18 protein-coding genes and 2 pseudogenes are annotated in these 25,201 nt (G+C 62.4%); 9 read left to right on the top strand and 11 right to left on the bottom strand.

The annotated features are described in order from the left end of the window. Nucleotides 1-41: 41 nt before the first annotated feature. On the top strand, nucleotides 42-515 hold the full coding sequence (locus tag HGO40_RS24280) for a (2Fe-2S)-binding protein (protein ID WP_250965082.1): 474 nt from the start codon (nucleotides 42-44) through the stop codon (nucleotides 513-515). 12 nt (nucleotides 516-527) lie between these two features. Continuing rightward, nucleotides 528-2,768 carry a xanthine dehydrogenase family protein molybdopterin-binding subunit gene (locus tag HGO40_RS24275; protein WP_250965081.1) on the top strand — a complete coding sequence of 747 codons (2,241 nt, stop codon included), beginning with the start codon at nucleotides 528-530 and terminating at the stop codon, nucleotides 2,766-2,768. 363 nt (nucleotides 2,769-3,131) lie between these two features. Here HGO40_RS24275 and HGO40_RS24270 read toward each other — a convergent pair whose 3' ends face one another. Continuing rightward, the gene (locus HGO40_RS24270; protein WP_250965080.1) at nucleotides 3,132-4,094 is read right to left on the bottom strand and encodes an AraC family transcriptional regulator ligand-binding domain-containing protein; all 963 of its coding nucleotides are present in this window, start codon (nucleotides 4,092-4,094) and stop codon (nucleotides 3,132-3,134) included. Nucleotides 4,095-4,161: 67 nt separating this feature from the next. On the opposite strand from HGO40_RS24270, the gene HGO40_RS24265 reads away from it, so the two are divergent. Both HGO40_RS24265 and HGO40_RS24260 read left to right on the top strand, forming a co-directional pair. Beyond that, entirely contained in the window at nucleotides 4,162-5,016 is an 855-nt protein-coding gene (locus tag HGO40_RS24265; protein ID WP_250965079.1) for a sterol desaturase family protein, read from the top strand. After that, nucleotides 5,013-5,606: an NADPH-dependent FMN reductase gene (locus HGO40_RS24260; protein ID WP_250965078.1), complete on the top strand. Its 594-nt coding sequence runs from the start codon at nucleotides 5,013-5,015 to the stop codon at nucleotides 5,604-5,606. The genes HGO40_RS24265 and HGO40_RS24260 overlap by 4 nt, the downstream gene beginning before the upstream one ends. Nucleotides 5,607-5,622: 16 nt before the next feature. Here HGO40_RS24260 and HGO40_RS24255 read toward each other — a convergent pair whose 3' ends face one another. Further along, complete coding sequence (locus HGO40_RS24255; RefSeq protein ID WP_250965077.1) at nucleotides 5,623-7,134, bottom strand: methyl-accepting chemotaxis protein; 1,512 nt, start codon at nucleotides 7,132-7,134, stop codon at nucleotides 5,623-5,625. Between the two features lie 179 nt (nucleotides 7,135-7,313). Here HGO40_RS24255 and HGO40_RS24250 point away from each other — a divergent pair, with 179 nt between their 5' ends. Beyond that, entirely contained in the window at nucleotides 7,314-8,462 is a 1,149-nt protein-coding gene (locus HGO40_RS24250) for a MalY/PatB family protein (RefSeq protein WP_250965076.1), read from the top strand. Between the two features lie 175 nt (nucleotides 8,463-8,637). On the opposite strand, the gene HGO40_RS24245 is transcribed toward HGO40_RS24250, so the two are convergent. Next, a complete protein-coding gene (locus tag HGO40_RS24245; RefSeq protein WP_186705685.1) occupies nucleotides 8,638-9,042 on the bottom strand; it encodes a VOC family protein in 405 nt (134 codons plus the stop codon). A 186-nt stretch (nucleotides 9,043-9,228) separates the two neighbouring features. On the opposite strand from HGO40_RS24245, the gene HGO40_RS24240 reads away from it, so the two are divergent. After that, nucleotides 9,229-10,086, top strand: a complete 858-nt coding sequence (locus HGO40_RS24240; protein WP_250965075.1) for an SDR family oxidoreductase — start codon at nucleotides 9,229-9,231, stop codon at nucleotides 10,084-10,086. 155 nt (nucleotides 10,087-10,241) lie between these two features. Here the strand turns inward: HGO40_RS24240 and HGO40_RS24235 are convergent, their stop codons facing one another. The 3 genes from HGO40_RS24235 to HGO40_RS24225 are packed head-to-tail and all read right to left on the bottom strand — an operon-like array spanning nucleotide 10,242 to nucleotide 11,727. After that, nucleotides 10,242-10,691, bottom strand: a complete 450-nt coding sequence (locus HGO40_RS24235) for a DUF421 domain-containing protein (protein WP_186705687.1) — start codon at nucleotides 10,689-10,691, stop codon at nucleotides 10,242-10,244. A 7-nt stretch (nucleotides 10,692-10,698) separates the two neighbouring features. Then, a complete protein-coding gene (locus tag HGO40_RS24230) occupies nucleotides 10,699-11,217 on the bottom strand; it encodes a hypothetical protein (protein WP_250965074.1) in 519 nt (172 codons plus the stop codon). A 9-nt stretch (nucleotides 11,218-11,226) separates the two neighbouring features. Then, a complete protein-coding gene (locus HGO40_RS24225) occupies nucleotides 11,227-11,727 on the bottom strand; it encodes a CinA family protein (RefSeq protein ID WP_250965073.1) in 501 nt (166 codons plus the stop codon). A gap of 167 nt (nucleotides 11,728-11,894) precedes the next feature. Here HGO40_RS24225 and HGO40_RS24220 point away from each other — a divergent pair, with 167 nt between their 5' ends. Both HGO40_RS24220 and HGO40_RS24215 read left to right on the top strand, forming a co-directional pair. Beyond that, the gene (locus HGO40_RS24220; RefSeq protein WP_250965072.1) at nucleotides 11,895-12,506 is read left to right on the top strand and encodes a Yip1 family protein; all 612 of its coding nucleotides are present in this window, start codon (nucleotides 11,895-11,897) and stop codon (nucleotides 12,504-12,506) included. Between the two features lie 147 nt (nucleotides 12,507-12,653). Further along, nucleotides 12,654-16,799, top strand: coding sequence for a CheR family methyltransferase (locus HGO40_RS24215; RefSeq protein ID WP_250965071.1), 4,146 nt, complete (start codon nucleotides 12,654-12,656; stop codon nucleotides 16,797-16,799). 184 nt (nucleotides 16,800-16,983) lie between these two features. Here the strand turns inward: HGO40_RS24215 and ligD are convergent, their stop codons facing one another. The 4 genes and pseudogenes from ligD to HGO40_RS24195 all read right to left on the bottom strand — a co-directional run bounded on the left by ligD (nucleotide 16,984) and on the right by HGO40_RS24195 (nucleotide 23,140). Beyond that, nucleotides 16,984-19,599, bottom strand: a complete 2,616-nt coding sequence (ligD, locus tag HGO40_RS24210) for a DNA ligase D (RefSeq protein ID WP_250965070.1) — start codon at nucleotides 19,597-19,599, stop codon at nucleotides 16,984-16,986. Nucleotides 19,600-19,601: 2 nt separating this feature from the next. Beyond that, nucleotides 19,602-20,759, bottom strand: a pseudogene (locus HGO40_RS24205) (carboxylate-amine ligase); the annotation flags it as partial. Beyond that, nucleotides 20,731-21,744, bottom strand: coding sequence for a methyltransferase (locus tag HGO40_RS24200; protein WP_250965069.1), 1,014 nt, complete (start codon nucleotides 21,742-21,744; stop codon nucleotides 20,731-20,733). The gene HGO40_RS24200 and the pseudogene HGO40_RS24205, both read right to left, overlap by 29 nt. A gap of 10 nt (nucleotides 21,745-21,754) precedes the next feature. Then, nucleotides 21,755-23,140: an iron-containing redox enzyme family protein gene (locus tag HGO40_RS24195; protein ID WP_250965068.1), complete on the bottom strand. Its 1,386-nt coding sequence runs from the start codon at nucleotides 23,138-23,140 to the stop codon at nucleotides 21,755-21,757. 320 nt (nucleotides 23,141-23,460) lie between these two features. Here HGO40_RS24195 and HGO40_RS24190 point away from each other — a divergent pair, with 320 nt between their 5' ends. Next, a complete protein-coding gene (locus HGO40_RS24190) occupies nucleotides 23,461-24,798 on the top strand; it encodes a cation:proton antiporter (RefSeq protein WP_250965067.1) in 1,338 nt (445 codons plus the stop codon). 147 nt (nucleotides 24,799-24,945) lie between these two features. Here the strand turns inward: HGO40_RS24190 and HGO40_RS24185 are convergent. Beyond that, nucleotides 24,946-25,201 (bottom strand): annotated as a pseudogene (locus tag HGO40_RS24185) (hypothetical protein); the annotation flags it as partial.

Raw genomic sequence — 25,201 nt, 5'->3', positions numbered from 1 at the left:
TATAGTTAACCAGAGCCAAACCATCTGGAGCTGGTCCCCCTATGAGCGCCCTGAACATAAACGGCCGTGAATACACGGTCGACGTAGACCCTGGCACCCCGATTCTCTGGACCCTGCGCGATACGCTGGGCATGACCGGCACCAAGTTCGGCTGCGGCGCGGCGTTGTGTGGTGCCTGCACCGTGCACCTGGACGGCCAGGCCATTCGTTCCTGCGTGACGCCCATTGCCGCCGCCGAGGGCAAGAAGATCACCACCATCGAAGCGGCCACCAACGGCAGCGATCCGGTGGGTAGCGCCGTGCACGACGCATGGGTCAAGCACGACGTGGCGCAATGCGGCTACTGCCAGAGCGGCCAGATCATGAGCGCAACGGCTTTCCTCAAGGCCCAGCCCAAGGGCAAGCAGCCCACGGTGGCCGAGATCGACTCGGCCATGGCCGGCAATATCTGCCGCTGTGGCACCTACGCCCGTATCCGCGCCGCGGTGGCTGATGCCGCCAAGACCCTTGCCTGATCGGAGCCGACCATGTTGAACGAGATATTCCCGAACGAGCTCCCCCGCGCCTTGCAACAGATGCTCGAACGCGGCGAGGTTGACGGCCCAGCAGCCCTGCCCCGGCGCAGTTTTCTCAAGATCGTCGGCATCGGCGGGCTGGCCTTGGGCGCGTTCCCGCACCTGGCCTTGGCGCAGGAGGCCAATGGCGCTGCGGTAACGTCGCTCAAGCCGACCCAGCAACCCTCCGCCTTCGTCCAGATCGCGCCCAGTGGCGAAGTCACGGTGACCATCAACCGCTTGGAGTTCGGCCAGGGCGTACAGACCGCCCTGCCGATGATTCTCGCCGAGGAACTGGATGCCGACTGGAGCCTGGTGCGCAGTCGCAACGGTAGCAACGACGCCGCCTACATGGACCCGGCCTTCGGCATTCACCTCACCGGTGGTTCCAACACAATCAAGAACAGCTACACCCAGTACCGCGAACTCGGCGCCCGTGCGCGCGCCATGCTGTTGAGTGCGGCTGCCGCCCGCTGGAATGTGGACGTGGCGAGCCTGCGTACACAGGCCGGCATGGTACTCGGGCCCGAGGGCCGCAAGGCGAGCTACGGCGAACTGGCCGAAGCCGCCATGGCGATGCCTGTGCCTGAGCAGATCACGCTCAAGGATCCCAAGGATTTCCGCATCATCGGCCAGGCCACCACCCGCATCGATGCCAAGGCCAAGAGCAGCGGCCAACAGGATTTCGGCATCGACATGCACCTGCCGGGGCAGCTCACGGCGGTCGTCGCTCGACCACCGGTGTTCGGCGCCAGGATTGCCTCCCTGGATGACAGCGCCGCGCGGGCCACGAAAGGCGTCAAAGCCGTGTTGCGCGTGCCGCTGGACGGCGGCGCCGAAGGTGTCGCCGTGGTCGCCGACGGTTACTGGCAGGCGAAATTGGCCCGGGATGCACTGAAGGTGGAATGGAACACTTCTACCGTGGAAAAAGTCGACAGCGAAAAACAACTGGCTCAATACCGCGAGCTGGCCAGCCAGCCCGGCCCGTTGCACTTCGATGCCGATATGACGCCGCTGGCCAGCGCACCGCATCAACTGGACGCCGAGTTCGTGTTTCCCTACCTCGCCCACGCCCCGATGGAGCCCCTGAACTGCACGGTGCAACTCGCCCAGGACAGCGCTCAACTGTGGGTCGGCACGCAGTTCCCCGGCGGCGACGGTGCTGCGGCCGCCAAGGTACTGGACCTCAAGCCCGAGCAGATCCAGGTCAACGTACAGACCGCTGGCGGTGGCTTTGGCCGGCGCGGCGTGCCCACCAACGATTTCGTGGTAATGGCCTGCGAAGTCGCCAAGGCCGCTCGCACGGCGGGCGTCAATGCCCCTATCCGCACCCTTTGGAGCCGGGAAGACGACATCAAGGGCGGCTACTACCGCCCCATGCATCTGCACCGTGCGCGTATCGGTTTTGACGACAGCGGCAAAGTCCTCGCCTGGGACCACGCCTTGGTGGGCCAATCGATCATCACCGGTACCGTATTTGGCGGGCGGGTGAAGAACGGCATCGACCCGACCGCCACCGAGGGCATGCGCAATCCCTATCCGCTGCCCATGCGCCTGACAGTTCATCATCCCAAGCTCAACGTGCCCGTATTGTGGTGGCGCAGCGTGGGCTCCACCCATACGGCGTTTGTGATGGAGACGTTGATCGACGAGATCGCCCGCACCACCAAACAGGATCCGGTGGCGTACCGGATGAAGTTGTTTGGCGACCAGAGCCCACGCCATCGCGAAGCGCTGCAGTTGGCGGTGGACAAGAGCGAGTACGGCAAGCGCCAGCTAGCGGCGGGCCGTGCCTGGGGCGTGGCGGTCCACGAGTCGTTCAGTTCGGTGGTGGCCTACGTGGTCGAAGCCTCGGTACAGGATGGCCGTCCGGTGCTGCACAACGTGACCGCCGGCGTGCACTGCAACCTGGTCGTCAACCCACGCAGCGTCGAGGCCCAGGTCCAGGGCGCGGCGCTGATGGGCTTGTCGATGTGCCTGCCCGGTGGCGCCGTCACCCTGAAGGACGGCGTGGTGCAGCAGAGCAATTTTGCCGACTTCAGCGTGCCGCGCATTACCGACATGCCGGAATTCGCCGTCCACATCGTGCCCAGCGCCGAGCCACCCACGGGAATGGGCGAACCCGGCCTTCCAGCGTTGGCCCCGGCTTTTGCCAACGCGGTGGCGAGCCTGACGGGTAAACCGTTGCGTGAGTTGCCGTTCAAATTGGCGTGATGGGCGTGGAGCGGTCAACGTGGTGCGCCAGGTTGACCGCTCCCACGGGTTTTGGGGGCGCTTCGCACCCCGGCGGGAGCAAGCTCCCTCGCCACAAAGCGGGGTTTGCCATAGGTGGGTGGTTGCACCTCATGGCGCTTGGATATCCCGCATTTCCCCAGCCAAACACACAACGTGGCGAGGGAGCTTGCTCCCGCTGGGCTCTGTAGGAGCTGGCGAAGCCTGCGATCTTTTGATCTTTCGCTTGAGGTTCAAGTGTCTGGAAAAAGATCGCAGCCTCGCTCCGCTCGACAGCTCCTACAGGCTCAGCGGGAGCAAGCTCCCTCGCCACGATGTGCACACGCCTGCAATGCGCGGAGTGGCTTACTTCACCGCACGCCATCGGTTTCGTGCATGCAGATAGGCGGTCGTATCGCTGTAGCCCAGTTGGGCGGCGATCTGCGCTATAGGTTCGCCTTGCATTTCCAGGAGTTGCTCCAGTTCGGCGCGCACCTGGTCGAGCAATTGCCTGAAGGTCGTGCCTTGTTCTTCAAGGCGCCGACGCAGCGTCCTGGGCGTCTGGTGCAGCGCGTGCGCCAGATCCACCAACGACGGCGTCTCGCCTTTGGCCAGCGATTGTCGAACGCCATCGGCGAGCCGGGCCGACCAACCACTGAAATGACTATGGGCGGCCAACCGACGGTCGAGCTCCTGGGTCAACAGCTCCAACAGGCCGTGATGACGCGTCTGCATCGGCAAGCGTGTGCTTGGGGCATCGAAGTAGAAACGGTTGACCACGCAGTCGAACTCGACACGGTCGCCGAACCAGTGGCTGTACTGGAGGTAGTACGAGGGTCGCGAATGGGCGAATTGGGCGAGAACCGGTTGTACGTCCCTCCCCGTTCCTTGTCGTAGTTGCGTAATGGCCATCACGCCGTAGTGCTCGACCACATACCGCGCCAGATCACCCGGCGCGTCGACATTCAACTCGACCCCCAGGCCGTTCTCATCATTGACCAAGCGCACCGTGTCGGTGTCAGCGGCCAGCGGTGCGTACCGCGCCCAGAGCTGCATGGCCGAGAGGACGTCAGGACTGTACAGGCAAAGGTAGGCCAGGACGTGCCAGTCCTGCGGCGTGAATAACCCGAACAAGTTCAAGCCGATCGCCGGATCGACCCGTGCAGCCTCGCGCCAGAGCTGATCCAGTTCGATCAGGTTGTAGTCCTTGTGCCTCCCGCCCGCATGACTGTCCAGGAAACGCTCCAGCACCTGGCCCAATTTGCCCCGGTGAAAGCGTTGGGGTGAGCGATTGACCGCTTCTCGCTCGATTCTGTCCGTTTCGCGCATTGGGAGGGCTGGCTCGCTGGCTTCTAATGAAATGGCATTGCCCGCTGGGGCCTTAATCGAGAGTGCCATGAATACAACAATGCTCGCCAATAATCCTTCCGCTGTCGTGGCCGGGATATTCCTCGCCTTCATTTTGCTGGAACTTGCTTGCTCGGCCTTGCGCCAGTCATCGGCCGGCAGGCGTGACGTACTGATTGAAGTCATCGGCTCCGGGATCCTGGTGGCAATCACCTTCCCTGCTGTCATGTGGCTGAGCGGCAAGCTGCTCGGCCTGGCTGCCCCGCAGATGAAGGATGCGCTGGTGGCAATCCCTTGGGCCGCGGGTTTCGTGTTGTTCCTGCTGATGGACGACATGACGCAATACTGGTGGCATCGCCTGACTCACCGGGTGCCCGCCCTCTACGCACTGCATCGTGCCCATCACTCCGCGCCCTACATGAGTGTCCGGATCGTTTACCGCAACAACAGCTTCTACTACCTGCTCATGCCCGGTATCTGGCTGTCCGGCATGCTGATCTACCTGGGCCTTGCGCCGGTCTACTACGTCTATTTGATCATCAAGATGACCGTCATTTTCGCCGCGCACAGCAGCGTGGCCTGGGATGACAAATTGTATGGCGTTCGCGTGTTGCGGCCCCTGGTCTGGATCCTGGAGCGGACGATTTCGACCCCGGCCACCCACTCGGCCCACCATGGCTTGACGGCCGAGGACGGTGTCACCCATTACAAAGGCAACTTCGGCAACCTGCTGTTTCTATGGGACGTCTTGTTTGGGACCGCAAAGATCACGCGCCGACGTCCGCCGGCCTACGGCATCGAGCATCTGTCGCCGATCAGTTGGCAAGAAGAATTGTTCTGGCCCGTCGTACGCGCTCGCCGTACCGCGCCCAAGACCCGCGTCCAACCGGAGGTGACGCCGTGAGCCGCCGTATCGTCGTGCTGTCGGGTTCCAATCGGGCGGGCAGCCAGTCGCTCAAAGTGGCAAATCATCTGCGACAGCGACTGACAGATCTGAACCTGTGGGAGGCCAGCGACTTGATTGACTTGGCCACCAGCCGACTGCCGCTTTGGCCGGAACAAGACCGCGACCAGCTGTGGCCCGCTCAACAAGCGATCCTTGCCAAAGCGACGGCGCTGATCGTGATCAGTCCGGAATGGAACGGCATGGCCTGCCCGGCGCTGAAGAACTTCTTCCTGTACGCGGGGATCAGCGAGCTCGGGCACAAACCCGCGCTGTTGGTGGGTGTCTCGGCGGGCCTGGGCGGCGCGTACCCGATCGCCGAGTTGCGTGCGTCGAGTTACAAGAATTGCCGGCTCCTTTATTTGCCTGAACACCTGATCATTCGAAACGTGGAATCGATGTTAAATGACCAGGCGCCGGCCAACGAAGACGACAAGCGCATTCGCGAACGTGCTGATTGGGCGTTGCGCCTGCTCAGCCAGTACGACGTTGCATGTCGCGAGATCAGGCGGACCCTTGAACAGCCTCCGGCGTTTTCTACCGGTATGTAGGCGGTAAGTCCTGCGCTCAGGCCGCCCCGGATTTCCCATGAAACGCCTGCCCCAACACCGCCAATCGCTCCGCCAACGGTGGCAAGCATTGGCTGCTGCGGGTCAGGACGCCGATGTTGTCAGCGTTGCGTTCGGCCACGGCCTGCACGCTTTGCAGACGCTGGCTGATGCCGATCGACGCCTGGGATTGCTCCTGGGTGGTGCTGGCAATCAGGTCGTTGAAATGGTTGATCACGGCGATGTCTTCGACCACGGCATGCAACAGTTGCGAAGCCATTTGGCTGGCGGACACGCAGCGTTCTACCCCGTCGCGGCTGTCTTGCATCGCGGCGGCGGCCTGGCGGCTGCCTTGTTGCAGCTTGGCGATGATCTGCTGAATCTCGGTGGTGGACGTCGAGGTCTTTTGTGACAGGCTGCGAACCTCGTCGGCCACGACCGCGAACCCGCGGCCCTGATCACCGGCACGGGCGGCTTCGATGGCCGCGTTGAGGGCCAGCAGGTTGGTCTGCTCGGCAATACCGTTGATCACATCCAGTACCTGGCCGATTTGCTGGGCCTGCTCGGCCAGGACCTGCACGGTGTCGTTGGTCAAGTTGATGCGCCCTGCCAGCTCGACGATTTCTTCCCGGGTCTGGTCAACCGTGCTGCGTCCGCGGTTGACCTGCTCATTGGCCTGGCCGGCACGCTGCAAGGTCTGGTTGACGTGGCCGGCGATGTTCTCCATGGCTTGGACCAGATGGCCGATCGCGCCGCTCATCTGCGCCACTTCGTCGAGTTGGTGGCGGGCGCCGGTTTCCAGGGTCTGGCCAACCTGGGACAAGTCCTGGCCCAGGTCCGAGAGGTTGCGGGTGTCGCGCACCACACCGTCCACCAGTTGGGTGACCTGTTGGAGGAAATGATCGAAACGCTCGCTCGACGAAACCTTGACGCCCTCACCGCGCTGCCTGTCGGTGTCATGGCTCAACTGAGCGGCCGCTGCCAATACCTTGTCGAGCACCTCCTGGTTTTCCGTGGCGTCGGCCAGGCTCTGGTTCGCCAGGTAAATCAGGATCACGCTTTCCACCACCACGTAGAACGCGTGGAGGAAGATCATCGACCAGCCGCCGTGAGTCTCCATGACGAACACCGGATTACCCTGGTGTTGAAGCCAGTGAAAACTGAGGTGATGAACCGCGATGGTGGCGGCGGCCACGTCAATCGGCAGCCAGTCACGGTAGAACGTCAACACGGCCAGCAGCACGAAGATCCCGAAGTGGAACTCGGTCACGCCGTGGGTCTGGTTGATATGCCGCGCGGCCATGACCATCAACGCCACCGCAATGACGCAGCGCATGGCCCGCGTGCCCGCCAGGACGCGATAAAGCCCGGTGCTCGCCACGCAGGTGCTCGCCCCCACCAGCAACGCCTGGGTGAAGGTCGAGTGCAGGAAGGCCAGGCCCAGGGAATACAGCAGCGCCAGCCAAAGCAGCCCCAGCATGATGCGGTCGGCTTTACGGTGGTGGTCGTTAAAGCGCACGGGCGATGTCATGGGGTCGTCCTTTTAAAAGACTTGGAGGTCCGTTACCAAATGCCGTAAACGGCTTAGCGGCGTTTCGAGAGGGAACTTTAACTGATTATCATCAATTAGTGGCACTGCGCCACCAAGCTTTTCTCAGCGGCCTTTGCTTTATGATGTCCGCCATCTCATGACTGACTGATGGAACCCCCATGACTTTCGATTTCGACACGGTATTGGAGCGCCACGGCACCGGCAGTACCAAATGGAGCCGCTACCCGGCGGATGTGTTGCCGATGTGGGTGGCCGACATGGACTTCGCCGCCCCGCCGATGGTCATCGACGCACTGCACAAGCGCCTCGAACATCCGATGCTCGGCTACAGCGTCGCCCAGGACGATCTGCGTGCAGCCATCACGGCTGACCTGTGGAGCAAGTACGCCTGGCGCGTCGAGCCTCAGCAGATCGTGTTCCTGCCCGGCGTCGAGCCAGGTTTCAACATGGCGCTGCATGCCTTGGTGGAACCCCGGCAGAACGTCGTGGTGCAGGTGCCCAACTACCCGCCGCTGCGCCACGCCCCTGGTCACTGGCAGTTGAACAAAGTGGAATTGCCGTTCACCCCGGTCAACGGTGAGTTCCATACGCCGTTGGCCGCGTTGCGCGAAGCGTTGCAGGGCGGCGGCGCCTTGTTGCTGAGCAATCCCCACAACCCGCTGGGCAAAGTGTTCGAGCGTGAAGAACTCCAGGCCGTGGCCGACATTTGCCTGGCGCAGGACGCCTGGATCATCTCCGACGAGATCCATGCCGAACTGTGCTTCGACGGTCGCGTGCACATACCGACTGCGTCCCTCAGCCCCGAGATTGCCGAGCGCACCATCACCCTGATGTCCGCCAGCAAGGCCTACAACATCGCGGGGCTGAAAACCTCGTTCGCGATCATCCAGAACGCCAAGCTGCGCGAACGGGTCAACAGCGCCCGGGCAGGCATGGTCGATAGCGTCAATGCCCTGGGCCTGGAAGCGACCCGCGCGGCCTACAGCGAGGCCGGCCCGTGGCTGGAAGCCCTCAAAGCCTACCTGCAAGCCAACCGTAATTACCTGGTCGAGGCGGTGAACACTCGCCTGCCGGGCATCACCCTGACCGTGCCCCAGGGCACTTACCTGGCCTGGCTGGATTGTTCAGGCTTGGAGCTGGATGACCCGCAAGGATTCTTCTTGAAGGAAGCCAAGGTCGGGCTCAGTGCCGGGCTGGATTTTGGTGACGATGCCGGGCAGTTCGTGCGCCTGAACTTCGGCTGCCCGCGGGCGCTGCTGGAGGAAGGGATTGCGCGGATGGAGCGCAGCCTGAAAGCCAGGGGTTGATCCAACCGGCGACGCAGATCCCATGTGGCGAGGGAGCTTGCTCCCGCTGGGTCGCGAAGCGGCCCCCAACGACCACACAACTCGGTGTTGGTGAGAATTGAGGGGGCTGCTGCGCAGCCCAGCGGGAGCAAGCTCCCTCGCCACAGGGGCTTCTGCGCCGCGTTGGATCGGCGCTTTATTCCTGCATATCCGGCGCATAAACAAAACACAGCTTGTTCCCCTCCGGATCGCGGCAATACGCGCCAAAATAGCCTTCGCAATATTGCGGCCGCGGGCCGGGTGGGCCTTCGTCGGTACCGCCCATGGCCATCGCCTGCTCCCAGGCAGCGCGGACGGTTTGCGGGGAATCGGCGGCGAAGCTCACTTGCATGCCATTGCCCCAGGTCGCGGGCAAGCCGTTGAACGGCAGTTGGACAAACACCTGCGGCCAGTGCTTGCCCGGCTGACGCCAGCCTTCCCCCGGCGGGCCCGAGTCGTTTTCGCTCTCCATGCGCTCCAGTCCCAGGCAGCCGAGGACTGCGTCATAAAAAGCGACCATTTTCGGCAGGTCGCGGGCGCCGATCTGGATGTGGCTGAACATGGCCCTGCTCCTCTTTCAAATCCATACGTGGGTTGAGAATACCGCGACCTCCAATGTTCGCCCAATGCGGTCTATTCGCCGACGAAACAGCCCTCGTCACGCTCATCGACTGACCGCACAATCCGACCGAACTCCGTCCGACACACCAAAGTCCACCCTCCATCGCAACCCGACTGGAGAACGACAATGGCCGACTACCCTTTCCCGCCCTTCCCGAAACAAAGCCAGCCGGTGCCCGGCACCCAGCGCAAAATGGACCCGTACCCGGATTGCGGCGAACAGAGCTACACCGGCTCCGGACGCCTGGCGAACAAGATCGCCCTGATCACCGGCGCCGACAGCGGCATTGGCCGCGCCGTCGCCATTGCCTTCGCCCGTGAAGGCGCGGACGTGGCGATTGCCTACCTGGACGAGCACGAAGACGCCAAGGAAACCGCGCGCTGGGTCGAACAAGCCGGCCGCCAGTGCCTGTTGCTGCCCGGTGACCTGGCGGACAAAGGCCTGTGCCGCAAGATCGTCGATGAAACCGTCGCCCGCTTTGGGCATATCGACATCCTGGTCAACAACGCCGCGTTCCAGATGACCCACGAAACCCTCGAGGAGATTCCCGACGAGGAATGGGTGCGCACCTTCGATATCAATATCACGGCGATGTTCAGGATCTGCCAGGCCGCCGTGCCGCACATGAAACCTGGTGGTTCGATCATCAACACCACCTCGGTCAACTCCGACATGCCCAAGCCGACGCTGCTGGCCTATGCCACCACCAAGGGCGCCATCGCCAACTTCACCGGCGGCCTGGCGCAAATGCTCGGGCCCAAGGGCATCCGGGTGAACAGCGTGGCGCCGGGACCGATCTGGACGCCGCTGATCGTGGCGACCATGCCCGAGGAAGAAGTGCAGAATTTCGGCTCCCAGACACCCCTTGGCCGTCCTGGCCAGCCGGTTGAGGTGGCACCGATCTATGTGCTGCTGGCCTCGGACGAAGCCAGCTACATCACCGGGGCCCGTTATGGGATTACCGGGGGCAAGCCGATGCTTTAAGCAAAGCGCAGTGTTTTACCTGTGGGAGCGAGCTTGCTCGCGATAGCGGTAAACCAGCCGCTATAGATGTTGCTTGACCTGCCCCCATCGCGAGCAAGCTCGCTCCCACAGTGGATTGTGCCCAGCCAGTCGATCAAAGCGTACGGCGACAGTGCTCAGGACGGCTCCTTGGCAATCACCGAAATCTTCCCGTTACGCTCGATAATCGCAAACTTGATTTGCTCCAGGGTCTCGATGCCTTGGCTGGAGCGCGCGGCCTCCATGATGTCCGCCTCGATCAACCGCGCATGGCGCATCCGACCACGGAGGATGCGCCCGTCCTCGACGATGATGGTCGGTCCCCCATCGATCAGCCGCGAAACCCACTGCGAACGCAACTTGAGCAATGAAAAACCGACATCGATGGCAATCAGCGTCACGATCACCATCAGCGCGTTAGTCATCGAGAAGTCATCGCCCAACAGCGCCTGTTGCGTCGCCTCGCCGATGATCATCAACAACACGAAGTCGAACGTGGTGATCTCGGCCAGGGAACGCCGTCCGGCGATCTTGAACAACACCATCAATGCCGCGTACAACGCGGCGGCTCGCAGTACCGAATCCATAGGTCACCTAAGGAAATATGAACTGTTTGAAACTGACCGTGGCACCGCCAGGGGTGGCGATGCGGCTGTGATAGGTGCCGAATCCTTCGCCAAGCAATGACAGATACAGGCTGGCCTGCCCTTGCTTGTCCGCTTGGACCCAGAGCGTCATGCCCTGCCCCGCGCCCGCCGAACGCATCGGTGGCGGTTGCAGCGCTTGCACCTCGAAACCTTCCAGCCAATCGCCGCCCAACGCCACTTCCAGCACGGCGTTGGGTTGGCCCTTGAGCCGGATGGTCATGGTGTTGGCCGAGCCGTTGCGGTGGAACGCCTGGTATTCGACGCCCAGGCTACCGTCGCTGCTGTACAACTTCCGGTCGCTCAACGGGCCCCGGGAAAACAGGCCGAGCAAGGTCAGGATCACCAGCAGCACCAATACGTACCAGCCCACTCGTTCGAAACGCCAGACCTTGTGCTGGAACACCATGTCATCGCGCACCGGGAATTGGCGGCTGCGGTGATCGTCCTGCTCGTCTTGATCGGTCATGGTCGGCCCCTATCGACGCTCACCCGCCACGGCGCGGTGGTGAAAAGTGGGCAATTGCTGCAACACGTATTCGGCGGCCCACAATTGCACTTGGCTGCGGTTGCCGAAGAACCGCTCGCGGCGACTGAACAAGGCGCGCTGGCCGTTCACCTCGAACGCCCAGGCAAAACAGACGGTGCCGGCGGGAATACCGTCCTTATCCTCTGGCCCGAGCAGGCCGGTGGTTGCCACTGCTACGTTAGCATTGGCATCGCGCAAGGCACCAAGAGCCATCTCCTCGGCGACTTCCCGACTGGTGAGATTGAACGTCTCGATGGTGCGTGGGCTGACACCGAGCAAGCGCTGCTTGGCTTCAGGGGAATACACCACATAGCCGCTTTCGATCAGTGAACCACTGCCGGGCACCTCGGCCAGCAGCGTGACAATCTGGCCGGCGGTGCAGGATTCGGCCGTGGTCAGGCGCAGGTCATGTTCGCGCAGATAATCAACCAGGGTTTGGGCAACAGTCATGGCATACGGTCCTTCAGGGATGCTGATGGGTTGACCCCTGCCGTTTTGATTCATTCCCTTTATCGCACCGTCAGCCAGATCCTGGAAATAAATGAAACCCCTGTCTGTAGCCGTACCTCAAACCTACATGGGCCTCATGCAGAGGCCGTCCTGATCAGGAGGTCGTCATGTCTGCACCTTTCGTCAAACTGTTCACGCATCCTGAGTTCGCCTGGGCCGACATCCGCGAACAGGAACAGGCGCATCCACGCCACTACCTGGCTCACTTGCTGTTGCTCGCGCTGATCCCAGCGGTGTGCCTGTTCATCGGTACCACCTGGACCGGTTGGAGCCTGGCCGAAAACGAAACGGTACGCCTCAGCAGTGCCAGCGCGTTCCAGCTGTGTGCGCTGCTGTACCTGACCATCGTGGTCGGCGTCACGCTGATGGGGGTGTTCATCCGCTGGATGTCCCGCACCTTCGAGGTGCGTCCGACGGTCAACCAATGCATCGGTTTCGCCGCCTACACAGCCACGCCCTACTTCCTGGCCGGGATTTTCGGGTTGTATCCGAGCCGCTGGCTGGCCGTTGCGGTGTTGTTGCTGGCGTCGGCCTACTCGACCTTCCTGCTGTTCGTCGGATTGCCCAAGTTCATGGGCCTCAAGAAAGAACAGGGCCTGCTGTATTCGGCAAGTGTCTGGGGCGTCGGTTTGCTGGTCCTGGTGACGATCCTGGTGGAAATGATCCTGCTCTGGTTCAACTACCTGCAGCCGGAATATCTGCGTGTGCCGGTGGGCTGAGGGCGTTTTCGGGGCGCACAATGCCGGCGGCGGCTTTGCAGTGCCCGGTCTTCGCAATCTTTGTGCAACCGGATTATCCTGCGAGTTTTTGCCCCCTGAATCCGATGCGGCGGGACTGGATTGCCCCGCCCTTTAAGGCCAAGAATTATGTCATCGCCAAGCAAGCGCTCTCCCAACGTGCCACAGCGACGAGAGCTGAGCCCCAGTGACCTGAACTTCCCGGTGGTGGGAGTCGGCGCTTCGGCGGGCGGTTTGCAGGCCATCAAGCAGTTTTTCGAGCACATGCCCAAGGACAACGGCATGGCGTTCGTCATTGTCCTGCACCTGGCGCCGGACCATCAGAGCCTGGCCGGCAAGATCATCCAGGAAACGACCAAGATGCCGGTGCTGCAGGTCACCGAAACGGTGCCGATCCGCAAGAACCATGTCTATGTGATATCCCCTGCCCAAAGCCTGCACATGAATGATGGTTATCTGCATGTCACCCCGGCCGACCCCCGCCAGGGCGGGCACGTGGCCATCGACCTGTTCTTCCGCGACTTGGCGGATGTGCACAAGGAAAGGGCCTTTTGCCTGGTGTTGTCGGGCACTGGCTCCGACGGTGCCGTGGGCCTGTCGAGGATCAAGGAACAAGGCGGCGTGACCATCGCGCAATCTCCCACGGACGCCGAATTCGATGGCATGCCCCTGGCGGCCATTGATACCCAAATGGTCGATCTGGTGCTGCCAGTGGCGGAAATACCGCAAAAGCTCCTGGAGCTGTGGCACAACTCCCAGGCAATCCGCCTGCCCACCGCCAATGACCCGGAAATTCACACCCAGCCGCCGCCCTCCGAGCGCGAGGCCGCCGCGGCCGAGCAGTCACTGCACGACATCCTGGTGCAACTGCGCGCCGGTACCGGCCATGACTTCAAGCATTACAAACGCGCCACGGTGCTGCGACGTATCGAACGGCGGATGCAGGTCACTGCCCAGGCGGATTTGCCGTCCTATTACGCCTACCTTCAGGGCCACCTGGAAGAAACGAAAGCCTTGCTCGGCGACCTGCTGATCGGCGTGACCAATTTCTTCCGCGACCGTGAGGCATTCGAAGCCTTGGAACGGGAAGTGCTGCCTAGCCTGCTCCAACCCGTCGAGCCCGGCAGCGTCGCTCCCGAGGAGATACGCGTGTGGTCGGCGGGCTGCTCCACCGGCGAAGAGGCCTATACCCTGGCGATGCTGGTCAGCGATCAACTGGTCCATGACGCCAGCTCCGCCAAGCTGCAGGTGTTTGCCACCGATATCGACGAAAGAGCCATTACCGTTGGCCGCAGCGGCGCCTATCCGGAAGCGATCATTACCGACGTGCCGCCGACCCGGTTGCGCCAATATTTCCTCAAGGACGGCGCCAATTACCGTGTGCGCAAGGAAATCCGCGAGCGGGTGCTGTTCGCCAAGCACAACCTGCTGTCGGATCCGCCCTTTTCGCAGATCGACCTGATTGTCTGCCGCAACCTGCTGATCTACCTCGACCGTGAGGTCCAGCGCGAAATCCTGCAAATGTTTCACTTTGCTCTGCGACCGGGGGGTTATCTGTTCCTCGGCTCGTCAGAGTCGGCCGATGCCTGCCATGAGCTGTTTACGCCAGTGGACAAGCGCAACCGGATCTTCCGCAGCAAGTACGGCACCGCCAGCAGCCGCCGCACACCGACCATGCCCCGCGGCGGTTATGTGCGCGCGACGTCCTTCCCGACAGCTCCACTGGCCCCACCGGCACGCAAGGTGTCGTTTGCCGACATCCACTTGCGCGCCATCGAGCGCTCCGCGCCGCCGAGCATGATCGTCGACGCCAATGCCGATATCCTGCACATGTCCGAAAGCGCCGGCCGCTTCCTGCGCCATGTCGGCGGCGAGATGTCACGCAACTTGCTGACGCTGATCAATCCGCAGTTGCGCCTGGAAATCCGCACCACGCTGTTCCAGGTCAACCAAAGTGGCCAGGCGGTCAAGTCGCGCCAGGTCAACCTCGAGCGGAATGGCCGACGGTTCCTGGTGGATCTGCTGGCCCAGCCCTATCGCGACGACCAGTCCGACGGTGACTTTGTCCTGGTGGTGATCGATGAGATGGAAGTCGACGCGGCCGAACAGCTTGAATCCAACACCGACAAGACCGAGAACCAGGTCCTCTCCAACCTTGAACGGGAACTGCAGCGCACCAAACTGCATCTGCAGGACACCATCGAGCAGGCCGAAGTCTCCAGCGAGGAACTCAAGGCCTCCAATGAGGAAATGCAGGCGATCAACGAAGAGTTGCGCTCGGCCACCGAAGAGCTGGAGACCAGCAAGGAAGAGCTTCAGTCGATCAATGAAGAACTGCTGACGGTCAATTACGAGCTCAAGACCAAGGTCGAAGAAACCGACAAGATCAACGACTACCTCACCAACCTGATCGCCTCCACCGACATCGCCACGGTGTTCGTCGACCGCAGCGTGCGCATCAAGTGGTTCACGCCAAGGGCCACGGAGATCTTCAGCATGCTGCCGGTGGACACCGGCCGCTCGCTGCTGGACATCACCCATCGCCTGGATTACGCCGACATGGCTTCGGACGCCACGCAAGTGTTCGAGTCCTTGAACATGATCGAACGGGAAGTCAGCAGCAACGACGGCCGCTGGTACATCGCCCGGCTGCTGCCGTACCGCTCCAGCGAGGACCACATCGACGGCACGGTGTTGACCTTCATCGACATCAGCAAGCGCCGGGCGGCCGAAGAAGAACTGCGCCTGGGAGAAGAACGCATGCGACTGGTGGCCGAAAGCACCCGGGACTACGCGATCATCCTGCTGGATGAACATGGCGTGATCACCCGCTGGAACACCGGGGCCGAATTGATTTTCGGCCATTCCAAGGCCGAAGCCGAGGGCGCCTATTACGACTTCATCTTCTCGCCCCAGGACCGCGCCGACGGCGTGCCGGAAAACGAATTGAGGCTGGCCCGGACCAACGGGCGTAGCGAGGACGAGCGCTGGCACCTGCGCAAGGACGGCAGCCGCTTCTTCTGCAGTGGCGAGGTCACCTTGCTACAAGGCGACCACCAGCAGGGCTACGTGAAAATCGCCCGCGACCTGACCGGGCACAAGCGCCTGCACGAGGAACAGACCCAACGGCTGATGGAAACCCAGAACACCAGCCACCTGAAGGACGAGTTCTTCGCAGTCATGTCCCACGAACTCAAGCACCCGCTGAACCTCATCCAGCTCAACGCCGAGTTGTTGCGGCGTTTGCCAGTGACCAAGACCGTCAGCGCCGCGGCCAAGGCCGTCAACACCATCTGTGACGCCGTGGCCAGCCAGGCACGGATCATCGATGACCTGCTGGACGTGGCCCGGGTGCGCACCGGCAAGCTCAAGCTCAAGCGCCAGGCCGTGGACCTGGGCCGGGTGCTCCAGGATATCTACACGGTGGTGATCAATGACAATCACCCGAACAAGGTGACCCTGGAATTGCCCGAGGGGCCCGGCGAGCTGATCGTCAACGCCGACCCGACCCGGTTGGAGCAGGTCATCTGGAACCTGGTGAACAATGCCCTGAAGTTCACCCCCAACGGTGGCCGCGTGCAGTTGATCGCCAGCAAGGACGGCAGCATGGCGCGACTGGACGTCAAGGACTCCGGCGTGGGCATCGAGGCCGAGCATTTGAACGAAGTATTCGACCTGTTCGGCCAGGCCGAGACCCAACACGCGACCCATCAACGCGAAGGGTTGGGCATCGGCCTGTCCCTGGTGCGGCAGTTGACCGAGGCCCATGGCGGCAGCGTGGAGGTCAAGTCCGATGGGTTGGGCAAGGGCTGCACCTTTACCATTCGCTTGCCCTTGAGCAAGCTCGAAGAACCACAAGCCAAGCAAGCGCCCAGCAGTGAGCAATCCGGTCGTCTGAGCGGCCTGACCGTGCTGTTGGTGGATGACTCTCCCGAAGTGCTGGATATCCTCAAACTGCTGTTGGAGATGGAAGACGCCCAGGTCCTCGCCTTCGACCTGCCGCAAGAGGCCTTGCAAAGCGCCCGGGACGCCCGTTTCGATGTGGTGATTTCTGACTTGGGCATGCCGGTGATGAACGGGCATGAGCTGATGCAGGCATTGCGCAAGTTGCCCCATGTCAAACACATTCCGGCCATTGCGTTGACGGGGTATGGGGCGTCGGTGGATATGCAGAAGTCCCGGCAATCGGGGTTTGATCAGCACATTGGCAAGCCGGTTTCCTATGATGAGCTGATTGATACGATTGAGCAGTTGTTGCGTTCGCAGGTTTATTGAGTCGGGCTGCGCTCTCAGGCAATAAAGATGTTGGATGTGCCGGCCTCATCGCGAGCAAGCTCGCTCCCACAGATTTCACGGTGTACATGGACTTCGTGCCCGCTGAAGATCCAATGTGGGAGCGAGCTTGCTCGCGATGGCGGTGGTTCAGTCACATGATGTAACGGATATACACCCCAATACCTTAAATCTTCCTCATACCAATACGCCGACGCATCTCAGCCGTAATACTCTGCCGGGTCTTCTTGAGCCCAGCCCAAGGCTCATGCCCAACCTCCGCCAGACGCTCATGGACATTGTGCACATTCCAAAGATTGGCCCCCTTGAGCTCAGCCACCTCCTCTCGAAAAATCGGCACCGACACCGGCAGCCCTTCCCGAGTCCGAGCGGCATACGCGCAGATGGTGGTAGCCCCCAGCCCATTGCGCAGATAATCGATAAAGATCCGCCCTACCCGGTTCTTCGGCCCGGAGACCGCCGAAAACCGGTCCGGCAACAACTTGGCCATATGACTGACAATCGCATGGCTAAAGCCCTTCACCTCATCCCAACCCAGCTTGCGCGTCAACGGCACCACCACATGGATGCCCTTGCCGCCGCTGGTCTTGAGGAACGCCTTGAGCCCCAGCTCATCGAGCACCGATAACGTGAGTTGCGTCGCCTCGACCATGCTTTTCCAGGGCAGCGCCGGGTCCGGGTCAAGGTCGAGGACGAAGCGGTCGGGCTTGTCCAGGTCGACGGACGTGGCATTCCAAGTGTGCAGTTCCACCGTACTCATCTGCACCGCGCCGATCAGCGCTTCGGCGTTGTTGATGATCATCACCGGCTGCCCGGTCAGGTCCTTGTCCAGGCTGGTGATGCCGGGAATCGCCAGGCGCTCGGGGTTCTTCTGGAAAAACAGCTCGCCGGCGATGCCTTCCGGCGCGCGGACCAGGGCCACCGGGCGCTCCGCCAGCTCCGGCAGGATGAATTCGGCCACGCTGGCGTAGTACTCGGCCAATTGCAGCTTGGTGGTGCCGCTGCTGGCGTCGATGACCCGGTCCGGGTGGGTGATACGACCTTTGCCATCCATGGCCGGCGTCTGGGCTTTTGACTTCGACTTGCTTTTGGCCGGCGGCGCTTCAGGCGCGTCCTGGGTGCTAGTTTTCTTCGTCGCGGTGGTTTTCTTCACGGGTTTGGCAAGCTCCTGGGTAATGGCCTCGGCCGGCTTGTCGTCGCGCAAGCCATGGAAAACCGCATGGCGCACCGAGCCCTCCTTGGTCATTTCGGCAAAAGCCACCTCGGCCAACAACGTCGGTTCGAGCCAGTGCACGCCCTTGGCTTCGTAGCCGGTGGGCGGATTCACCACGGCGGGCTTTTTCGTCTCCAGGGGCAACAGCTGCTGGTAGATGCTTTTAAGGGTGGTTTCGTTGAACCCGGTGCCGACCTTGCCGGCGTAGCGCAACTGGCCGCTGTCGGCATCGTGCAGCCCCAGCAGCAAGGCACCAAAGGCACTTCGCGCGCCCTTGGGATCGCTGAAGCCCACCACCACGAACTCCTGGCGATTCTTGCACTTGAGCTTGATCCAGTCATTGCTGCGCCTGGACACATAGGCACTGCCGACGCGCTTGCCGATCAGCCCTTCCATCCTCATCTGGCAGGCGCTGTTGAGCAGCGCATCGGGGGTTTCCTCAAACGCATCGGAAAACCGCAGCAAGGGGCTTTCGTTGGGCTCCAGTACCGCGGCCAAGGCGGCCCGGCGTTCTTGCACCGGCACTTTGCGCAAGTCCATGCCATTGAGATAAGGCATGTCGAACAGGTAATAGGCGATCTTGCCGCTGCTGCCGGCCTCGAAGGCGTTTTGCAGGGCCTGGAAGTCCGGCACGCCGTCGTCGTTGGCCACCACCATCTCGCCGTCGAGCCAGGCCGATTCCAGCCCCAGCGCGGCCAAGGCCTCGGCCTGTCTTGGCAACTTGTGGGTCCAGTCATGGCCGTTGCGGGTCAGCAGCCTGACGTCGCCGTTTTCGATGCGTGCCATGACCCGGTAGCCGTCGAACTTGATCTCATAGAGCCATTCGCCGTCGGGTGCGCTTTCCACCAGCGTCGCCAGTTCCGGCTTGAGGGTTTCCGGCAGCGGCCCGGCGACTGCGCCGCTGAGGGTGGTTTTCGAGGTGCGTTTCGGTGATTTTGGCTGGGCGGCTTCTTCCGGTTTTTTCACCGCTTTGGCCGCCGCGGCCTTGCCTCGGCGCTTGGGCACGATGGTGCGATCGCTGAGCACGCTGTCGGGCTCGGCCTGGACCACATCGTATTCGCTCTCGGGGCGGGCGGCCGAGTCCTGATGCTTGATCAGGAACCATTGCTCCTGCTTGCCGGGCATGTGGGTACGCACCAAGTTCCACAGGCCGCTGAGCTTGTCGCCTTGCAGCTCGAACTTGAGCCGGCCTTTTTCATAGGCCTCGTGGGGGTCCCCTTGGGGAATCCAGACGCCCCGGTCCCAGACGATCACGTCACCGGCGCCGTAGTGGCCTTCGGGAATGCTGCCCTCGAACGTCGCGTAATCCAGCGGATGATCTTCGACGTGCACGGCCAAGCGCTTGGCTTTCGGGTCCAGGGAGGGCCCCTTGGGCACTGCCCAGCTCTTGAGCGCGCCATCCAGCTCTAGCCTGAAGTCATAATGCAGCCGCGTGGCATCGTGCTGTTGAATGCAGAACTGCAGGGCATGGGCGCTTTTTGCCGATTTTCGCGAGCGTTTCGCCGCCGGCTCCGGGGTGGCGGCGAAATCGCGCATGCGGTTGTAGTCATCCAGGGTCTTGCTGCGCATGGACCACCTGCGACTTGCTGCAACGCAGGATCGGCGACGGGCATCCCGGCGGTTTCTGCGAGTAACTGATCGACCACGCGGCTCAAGGCCTGTTCGCCCGAATCACCCAGCAGCAGGCCTTGTTCGTAGAGCACGATCTGCCGATCGGCGCTGGAGCATTCCTGGACGATCCGGCGGGCCTGCTTGAACACGTCCAGGACGCCCAACTCGGCAGCGGTTTCACCGAAGGTCTGCTCCGCCAGGGTGAGCCATTCACCGATCAGCATCGGTTGCTCCTGCCCCTCGACGATAAACTCCGCGAGAATCCCGTGGCGCTTGGCCCGCCAGCGGTTTTCCTTGAGGATCCACTGGGACATCTGGCTGTAGTGGGCGCCGGGCCGGCGCAGCGTGACGGCATGGGCCACCATCAGGCGAAACAGCGAGACCAGGCAAAGGCCGTCCTCTGCCCGAGGGCAGGCATCGCAAATGCGCAACTCCAGCGTGGGATAACGTGACGAAGGTCGTATCACCCACCAGCAATCGCTGGCTTGGCGAATGGAACCGGTGCGCATGAGCATGTCCACGTAGCCGGCAAACGCCGACTCATCTTCGAAATACTCCGGCACGCCCATGCGGGGCCATTCATCGCAAGCGACTTGTCGATAGCTGCTGAAACCACTGTTGCCACCGTTCCAGAATGGCGACGACGCGCTCAGGGCCAAGAACATTGGCAACCACGGCAGGATCTCATTCATCACCCGCACCCGGTCCTGGGTCGCGGGCACTTCCACGTGGACGTGCAGGCCCGAGAGCACGCTGCGCCGCGCCACCCGCTGATAGTCATCGAACAATTGCTGGAAATGCAGCTCGTCGGTGGGCTGCAGCACCTGGGTGGCCATCGGATGCGAGCCCGCGCTGAGCAGGCCCAGGCCATGCTCGGCCAAGCGCTTCGTCAGGCCGCTGCGCACCTGGGCCAGGTAATCGGCCGCTTCGGGCAGGCTGCGAAAGATGGGCGAGGCCATCTCCACCTGGCATTGGAACATTTCATGGGCGAAATGCTTGCCCAGCTCGGCCTGGCACGCCGCGATCACTTGCGCGGGGGGTTCACCCGGCATGCAACGGGTTTGCAAATCAGTGATGAAATACTCCTCTTCAACGCCGAACTTCATGCGCCTGTTCATCGATAGTCCCTCCGATAGCCCCGCCGAGACCTGCGCCAATGCGGGTTACAACCAACGCCACCACGGCGATCCTTTCCACGTCCTGATAACCCGGCGTGAGCAATTCCTCACCGAACACGTCCGGGTCCAATTCCTTGTAGGTCCAGCCGAAATCCGCTGAGTCACGCCATTGCCCCAGCGCTTCGAGGAACGGGTCGCGTCCGTCCACCATCGCCACGCCGGTGTAGAGCACCAGCGAGCCGCCCGGTGTGAGCCGGGGCAAGGCCTGTTCGACGATGCGCAGCGACAGCCCGGCGCCCAATGTTCCGCCACCGTGGCGATAGGTGCGCTCGGAGGGATCGGCCATGTACGGCGGGTTGGCGACGATCAGGTCGAAGTCGCCGACCACGTCTTGCAGCACGTCGCTGCGGCTGACCTCGACGTTGGCCACCTCCGCCAGCGCGGCGTTCACCGCGCACAGGCGCAGGGCTTGAGGGTTGATGTCCACGGCCAGCACTTGCGCTTCACGGCGGGCGCGGGCAATCACGATGGCACCGACACCGGCGCCGCAACCGATGTCCACGGCGCGCTGCACGGCGGTGAAGTTCTGCTGCAAATGAGTATGGATCAGTTGGGCGAAGCGGGAGCTGTCAGGGCCGAAATACACCGCATCATTGGCCTGGGTGGGAAATTGCGAATGGGCAAACAGCAAGCCATCCAGGCTCGACCAGCGCACCCGGCTATACAGCAAGCCATCGCGTGCTTCCAGCACCTGGGCGTCTTGCAGTTGCCGCTGTTCGTCGGCGCTGATCAGCCCCGGCGCAAACGGCCGCGACCAGCCGAACACGTCCCGCAAGGTCTTGGAACGCTCATTGCCGGGCCGCTGGTTGACCCGTTCGTGGGTCAGCGGCGTCGGGGTGACGAAACGGTAGCCGTCGGCTTGCAGGCGTCGGCCCAGTTGTAACAGCGCAAGGTCCGGTTCGGACAGGCGTGCTTCCTCAGTCATGCAGGGCTCCCTAGCGAAGTGCGGATTTGAGTTCGATGAACCGGCGAGTCGCCAACAGTCCGGCCGGATGGCTGTGGCAGCGGGCGCAAAGCCAGGGCACCAGGGCCTGCATCTGCTCGTCCGGCGTGCGGCCTTGCAGGGCCTGTTGCAGGCTTTTCACATCGGGTTCTTCCATCGGCGTCACGGGCTCACACACGGCGCCCGAACCCCGCCGGGCAGCGGATTTCGCACCCTCATCCCGCCAGTCACCGGCAATCCAGTCGCGCAGCAACTGTTTTTCGTAGGGGCTGAACACCCCGAACATGGCCGCGCCTGGCCCATCGATCAGCGTCCAGAAACGGCTGTTTTGCGGATCTTCATGACGCTTGATCCAGCCTTTGTTCTGCATCGCGGCCAGGAACCCTAGCAACTGGCCCGGTTCCGAAAGCCACTGGTTGACGGTCTTGCCTTCGAACTTGCAGTAGTCGGAGTGCATGTGCTGGCCGAACGGGCGCTTGCGTTCGAGCATGTCCAACACTTCGCGATCCAGGTCGAACGCGCCGATGATGGCCCGGCTGCCCTGCCCCAGGTCATTGAGGCGATAACCCAGCGTGACTCGCTGCCAGAAGGCCTCCCGGTCGGCTTCCATCGGCATCAGTTGCAACAGCGACTGCACGGCCTTGTGGGCGTGGCCGGTGCTGGCGTTGTCGATGGTGACGTGGAGGGTGAAATAGTACGGATCGATGTCCAGTTCGCTCAGCTCATAAGCACTGATCAGCAGATGCAGGGGCAATTGCTCGTAGCCCAGGTTGTAGCCGATGACCTCCGGCAGGTACTCGTCGCCGGCATAACCCAGGGCCAGTTGCACGGCGCCTTGCAGATACAGGTCATCGTCGATGTCCGGGGCGTCGGACAGGTCGTGTTCGGCGAGCAGCTTGCGATAAAGCACCACGTGGTTCTGTGACGGATGACCGTCCCCCAGCTCTTCCAGGTAGGTGCACAGCAGCCCTTCGAAACGGTGGTCGTGCCAATGGTTGACCACGCCATACAGCCAGGCGCCGTCCACCCGTTTGGTCGGCGCAACGGCTTGCAGGAAGTACAGGGCGTGAGCCTTGTTGCTGAAGAACTCCCGCGGGCCGCCGCTTTTTCGCCGTTCCAGGTAATCCGCGTATTGTCGGGCGACGCCGGCGCTGTGGTGTTCGACCCAGGTCGACAGCGCCATGGGATCGTCCGGCATCTCCTGGGGCAGCGCCGCAGCCTTCGCGAGGCATTGCTGTAGGAAGGCTTGGGCGACGGCTTGCTTGTCAGCGTCGTCAGGGCCTTGGAACAGCCGTTCATAGCATTGGCGCACCTGTCCAGCATGGGTGACAGGGTGCACGGTGGCTGGCCGGGAGTGGAGGGGTGTCAGCGCAGTCATAAGGGCCTCTTGGGTTCTCGGCGGACGCTGAATCAGAACGTCTCTTTTGTTGCAGAGCGCGGGGAACGGCGAAAAATTCCATTGGGTTGAACGGCAGGCGGATAAACGGGGCGGTGCGCAGATGATGGGAACCCTCGTTTCGCTTCAGCCCTCGAATGCTGAGAACCACCCAGTTGTAGATGTCGAGAGCGCCGTTGTGGCGAGGGAGCTTGCTCCCGCTGGGTCGCGAAGCGACCCCAATGCCGCGAGCGCTTCGCACTGGAGCGGGAGCAAGCTCCCTCGCCACGGTTAGTCGGCACCCGGTTATCCAAGGAGCAACGATGACATTCACAGTATGGGTCGCGGTGCTCGGTGCGGTGTTGCTGACCCTGGCCCTGACCGCCTCTTATCTGCGCTGGATGCCGGTCACCACCTCGGCGATGTGCCTGGTGTTGGGCGTTGCCATCGGGCCGCTGGGGTTGGGCGTGCTGAGGCTGGACATCAGCGACTCGTCGGTGTGGATGGAACACCTCACGGAAGGCGCGGTGGTGTTTTCGCTGTTCGTCAGCGGCCTCAAGTTGCGCCTGCCCCTCAACGACCGGACCTGGCGCGTGGCCTACGGGCTGGCCGGGCCGGTGATGATCCTGTGCATCGCCGGCCTGTGCCTGGCACTGCACTATCTGTTGGGCCTGAGTTGGGGCGTGTCGATGCTGATCGGCGCGATGCTGGCGCCCACCGACCCGGTATTGGCGGCGTTGGTGCAGGTCAACGATGCCCGGGATGACGACCGGGTACGGTTCGGCCTGTCGGGCGAAGCGGGACTGAACGACGGCACGGCGTTTCCCTTCGTGATCCTCGGCCTGTTGATGCTGCGTGAAGACGGCAGCGGTTTTCTCGGTGAATGGCTGCTGCGCAACGTCCTGTGGGCCGTGCCGGCCGGTTTGCTGGTCGGCTACTGGATGGGCCGTGGCATCGGCAAGTTGACCTTGTCGATGCGCATCAGGAATGCCGACAGCACCTTGTCGCCCAATGACTATCTGGCCCTGGCGCTGATTGCCTTGGCTTACGTCGTGGCGGAGTGGATCCAGGGCTACGGATTTCTCTCGGTGTTCGCCGCCGGGCTGGGGCTGCGTCAGGCCGAGGTCAAATCCACCGATGAAACGGCACCGCCGGCGGAGCACCTGGTGCAACCGGTGGTGGGCCACGAAACCGTCGATCCCCAACAAGCCGTCGCAGGGGATACCGAGTCGCTGGACGATGGCCAACTGGCCGCCGGGGTCATGATGAGCGACATGCTGGCGTTCGGCAGTCTGGTGGAACGGTCGATGGAGGTGTTCCTGGTGACGTTGCTGGGGGTCGTGCTGGCCAACCATTGGGATTGGCGAGCCTTGGCGGTCGGCGCCCTGCTGTTTGTCGTGATTCGCCCGGTGAGTGTGCTGGTGGTGCCCTGGCGGCGATTGCTCGACGGACCGCAACGGCTGCTGATCGGCTGGTTTGGCATTCGCGGGATCGGCAGCCTGTTCTATCTGTTTTTCGCCTTGAACCATGACCTGCCGCCAGGCGTGGCGCAACTGTGCATCAACCTCACCCTGTCGGGGGTGGCCTTGAGTATTTTGATTCATGGGGTCACGACCCAGCCGACCCTGGCATGGTACGAGCGCCGCAAGCATCCGCGTTGAGCCACTGTGGCAGGAGATGAACGCTGTTGTGGCGAGGGCGCTTGCTCCCGCTGGGCTGCGCAGCGGCCCCAAGCTTTGCGGTTGCTGCGCAACCGAGCGGGAGCAAGCTCCCTCGCCACACTGATGCCCGACTTCAAAGAGTGTGTTTCAACCGCCAGGATCGCTTACTTGGATATAAACCGAATACGCCCCCAGCAACACCCAGAACGTGGCGAAGATCCACGGTGTACGCAGCGAGAACAGCAATGACTTGCGGTACCCCTTGTGGGTCGATTCGCGCTCGCTGAACAAGGGCGATTCGTCATAGGCCAGGCCCATCAGGGGCTCGGCGCGCAATAGTTCGCTCTGCTTGCAACTGTCTCTGATACTTATCTCCGACCCCCCCACGCAGGCACGCGGCGGG

The sequence above is a fragment of the Pseudomonas sp. CG7 genome (genome assembly GCF_023701885.1).
Taxonomy (GTDB): domain Bacteria; phylum Pseudomonadota; class Gammaproteobacteria; order Pseudomonadales; family Pseudomonadaceae; genus Aquipseudomonas; species Aquipseudomonas zanjanensis.
The sequence above is the reverse complement of the archived record's forward strand: the minus strand, read 5'-3'. Positions and strand labels throughout refer to the sequence as shown.

Excerpts from the sequence above, each read along its gene's own strand:
- HGO40_RS24280 (WP_250965082.1), top strand. The coding sequence starts at position 42 with ATGAGCGCCCTGAACATAAACGGCCGTGAATACACGGTCGACGTAGAC.
- HGO40_RS24275 (WP_250965081.1), top strand. The coding sequence starts at position 528 with ATGTTGAACGAGATATTCCCGAACGAGCTCCCCCGCGCCTTGCAACAG.
- HGO40_RS24270 (WP_250965080.1), bottom strand. The coding sequence starts at position 4,094 with ATGCGCGAAACGGACAGAATCGAGCGAGAAGCGGTCAATCGCTCACCC.
- HGO40_RS24265 (WP_250965079.1), top strand. The coding sequence starts at position 4,162 with ATGAATACAACAATGCTCGCCAATAATCCTTCCGCTGTCGTGGCCGGG.
- HGO40_RS24255 (WP_250965077.1), bottom strand. The coding sequence starts at position 7,134 with ATGACATCGCCCGTGCGCTTTAACGACCACCACCGTAAAGCCGACCGC.
- HGO40_RS24250 (WP_250965076.1), top strand. The coding sequence starts at position 7,314 with ATGACTTTCGATTTCGACACGGTATTGGAGCGCCACGGCACCGGCAGT.
- HGO40_RS24245 (WP_186705685.1), bottom strand. The coding sequence starts at position 9,042 with ATGTTCAGCCACATCCAGATCGGCGCCCGCGACCTGCCGAAAATGGTC.
- HGO40_RS24240 (WP_250965075.1), top strand. The coding sequence starts at position 9,229 with ATGGCCGACTACCCTTTCCCGCCCTTCCCGAAACAAAGCCAGCCGGTG.
- HGO40_RS24235 (WP_186705687.1), bottom strand. The coding sequence starts at position 10,691 with ATGGATTCGGTACTGCGAGCCGCCGCGTTGTACGCGGCATTGATGGTG.
- HGO40_RS24230 (WP_250965074.1), bottom strand. The coding sequence starts at position 11,217 with ATGACCGATCAAGACGAGCAGGACGATCACCGCAGCCGCCAATTCCCG.
- HGO40_RS24225 (WP_250965073.1), bottom strand. The coding sequence starts at position 11,727 with ATGACTGTTGCCCAAACCCTGGTTGATTATCTGCGCGAACATGACCTG.
- HGO40_RS24220 (WP_250965072.1), top strand. The coding sequence starts at position 11,895 with ATGTCTGCACCTTTCGTCAAACTGTTCACGCATCCTGAGTTCGCCTGG.
- HGO40_RS24215 (WP_250965071.1), top strand. The coding sequence starts at position 12,654 with ATGTCATCGCCAAGCAAGCGCTCTCCCAACGTGCCACAGCGACGAGAG.
- ligD (WP_250965070.1), bottom strand. The coding sequence starts at position 19,599 with ATGCGCAGCAAGACCCTGGATGACTACAACCGCATGCGCGATTTCGCC.
- HGO40_RS24200 (WP_250965069.1), bottom strand. The coding sequence starts at position 21,744 with ATGACTGAGGAAGCACGCCTGTCCGAACCGGACCTTGCGCTGTTACAA.
- HGO40_RS24195 (WP_250965068.1), bottom strand. The coding sequence starts at position 23,140 with ATGACTGCGCTGACACCCCTCCACTCCCGGCCAGCCACCGTGCACCCT.
- HGO40_RS24190 (WP_250965067.1), top strand. The coding sequence starts at position 23,461 with ATGACATTCACAGTATGGGTCGCGGTGCTCGGTGCGGTGTTGCTGACC.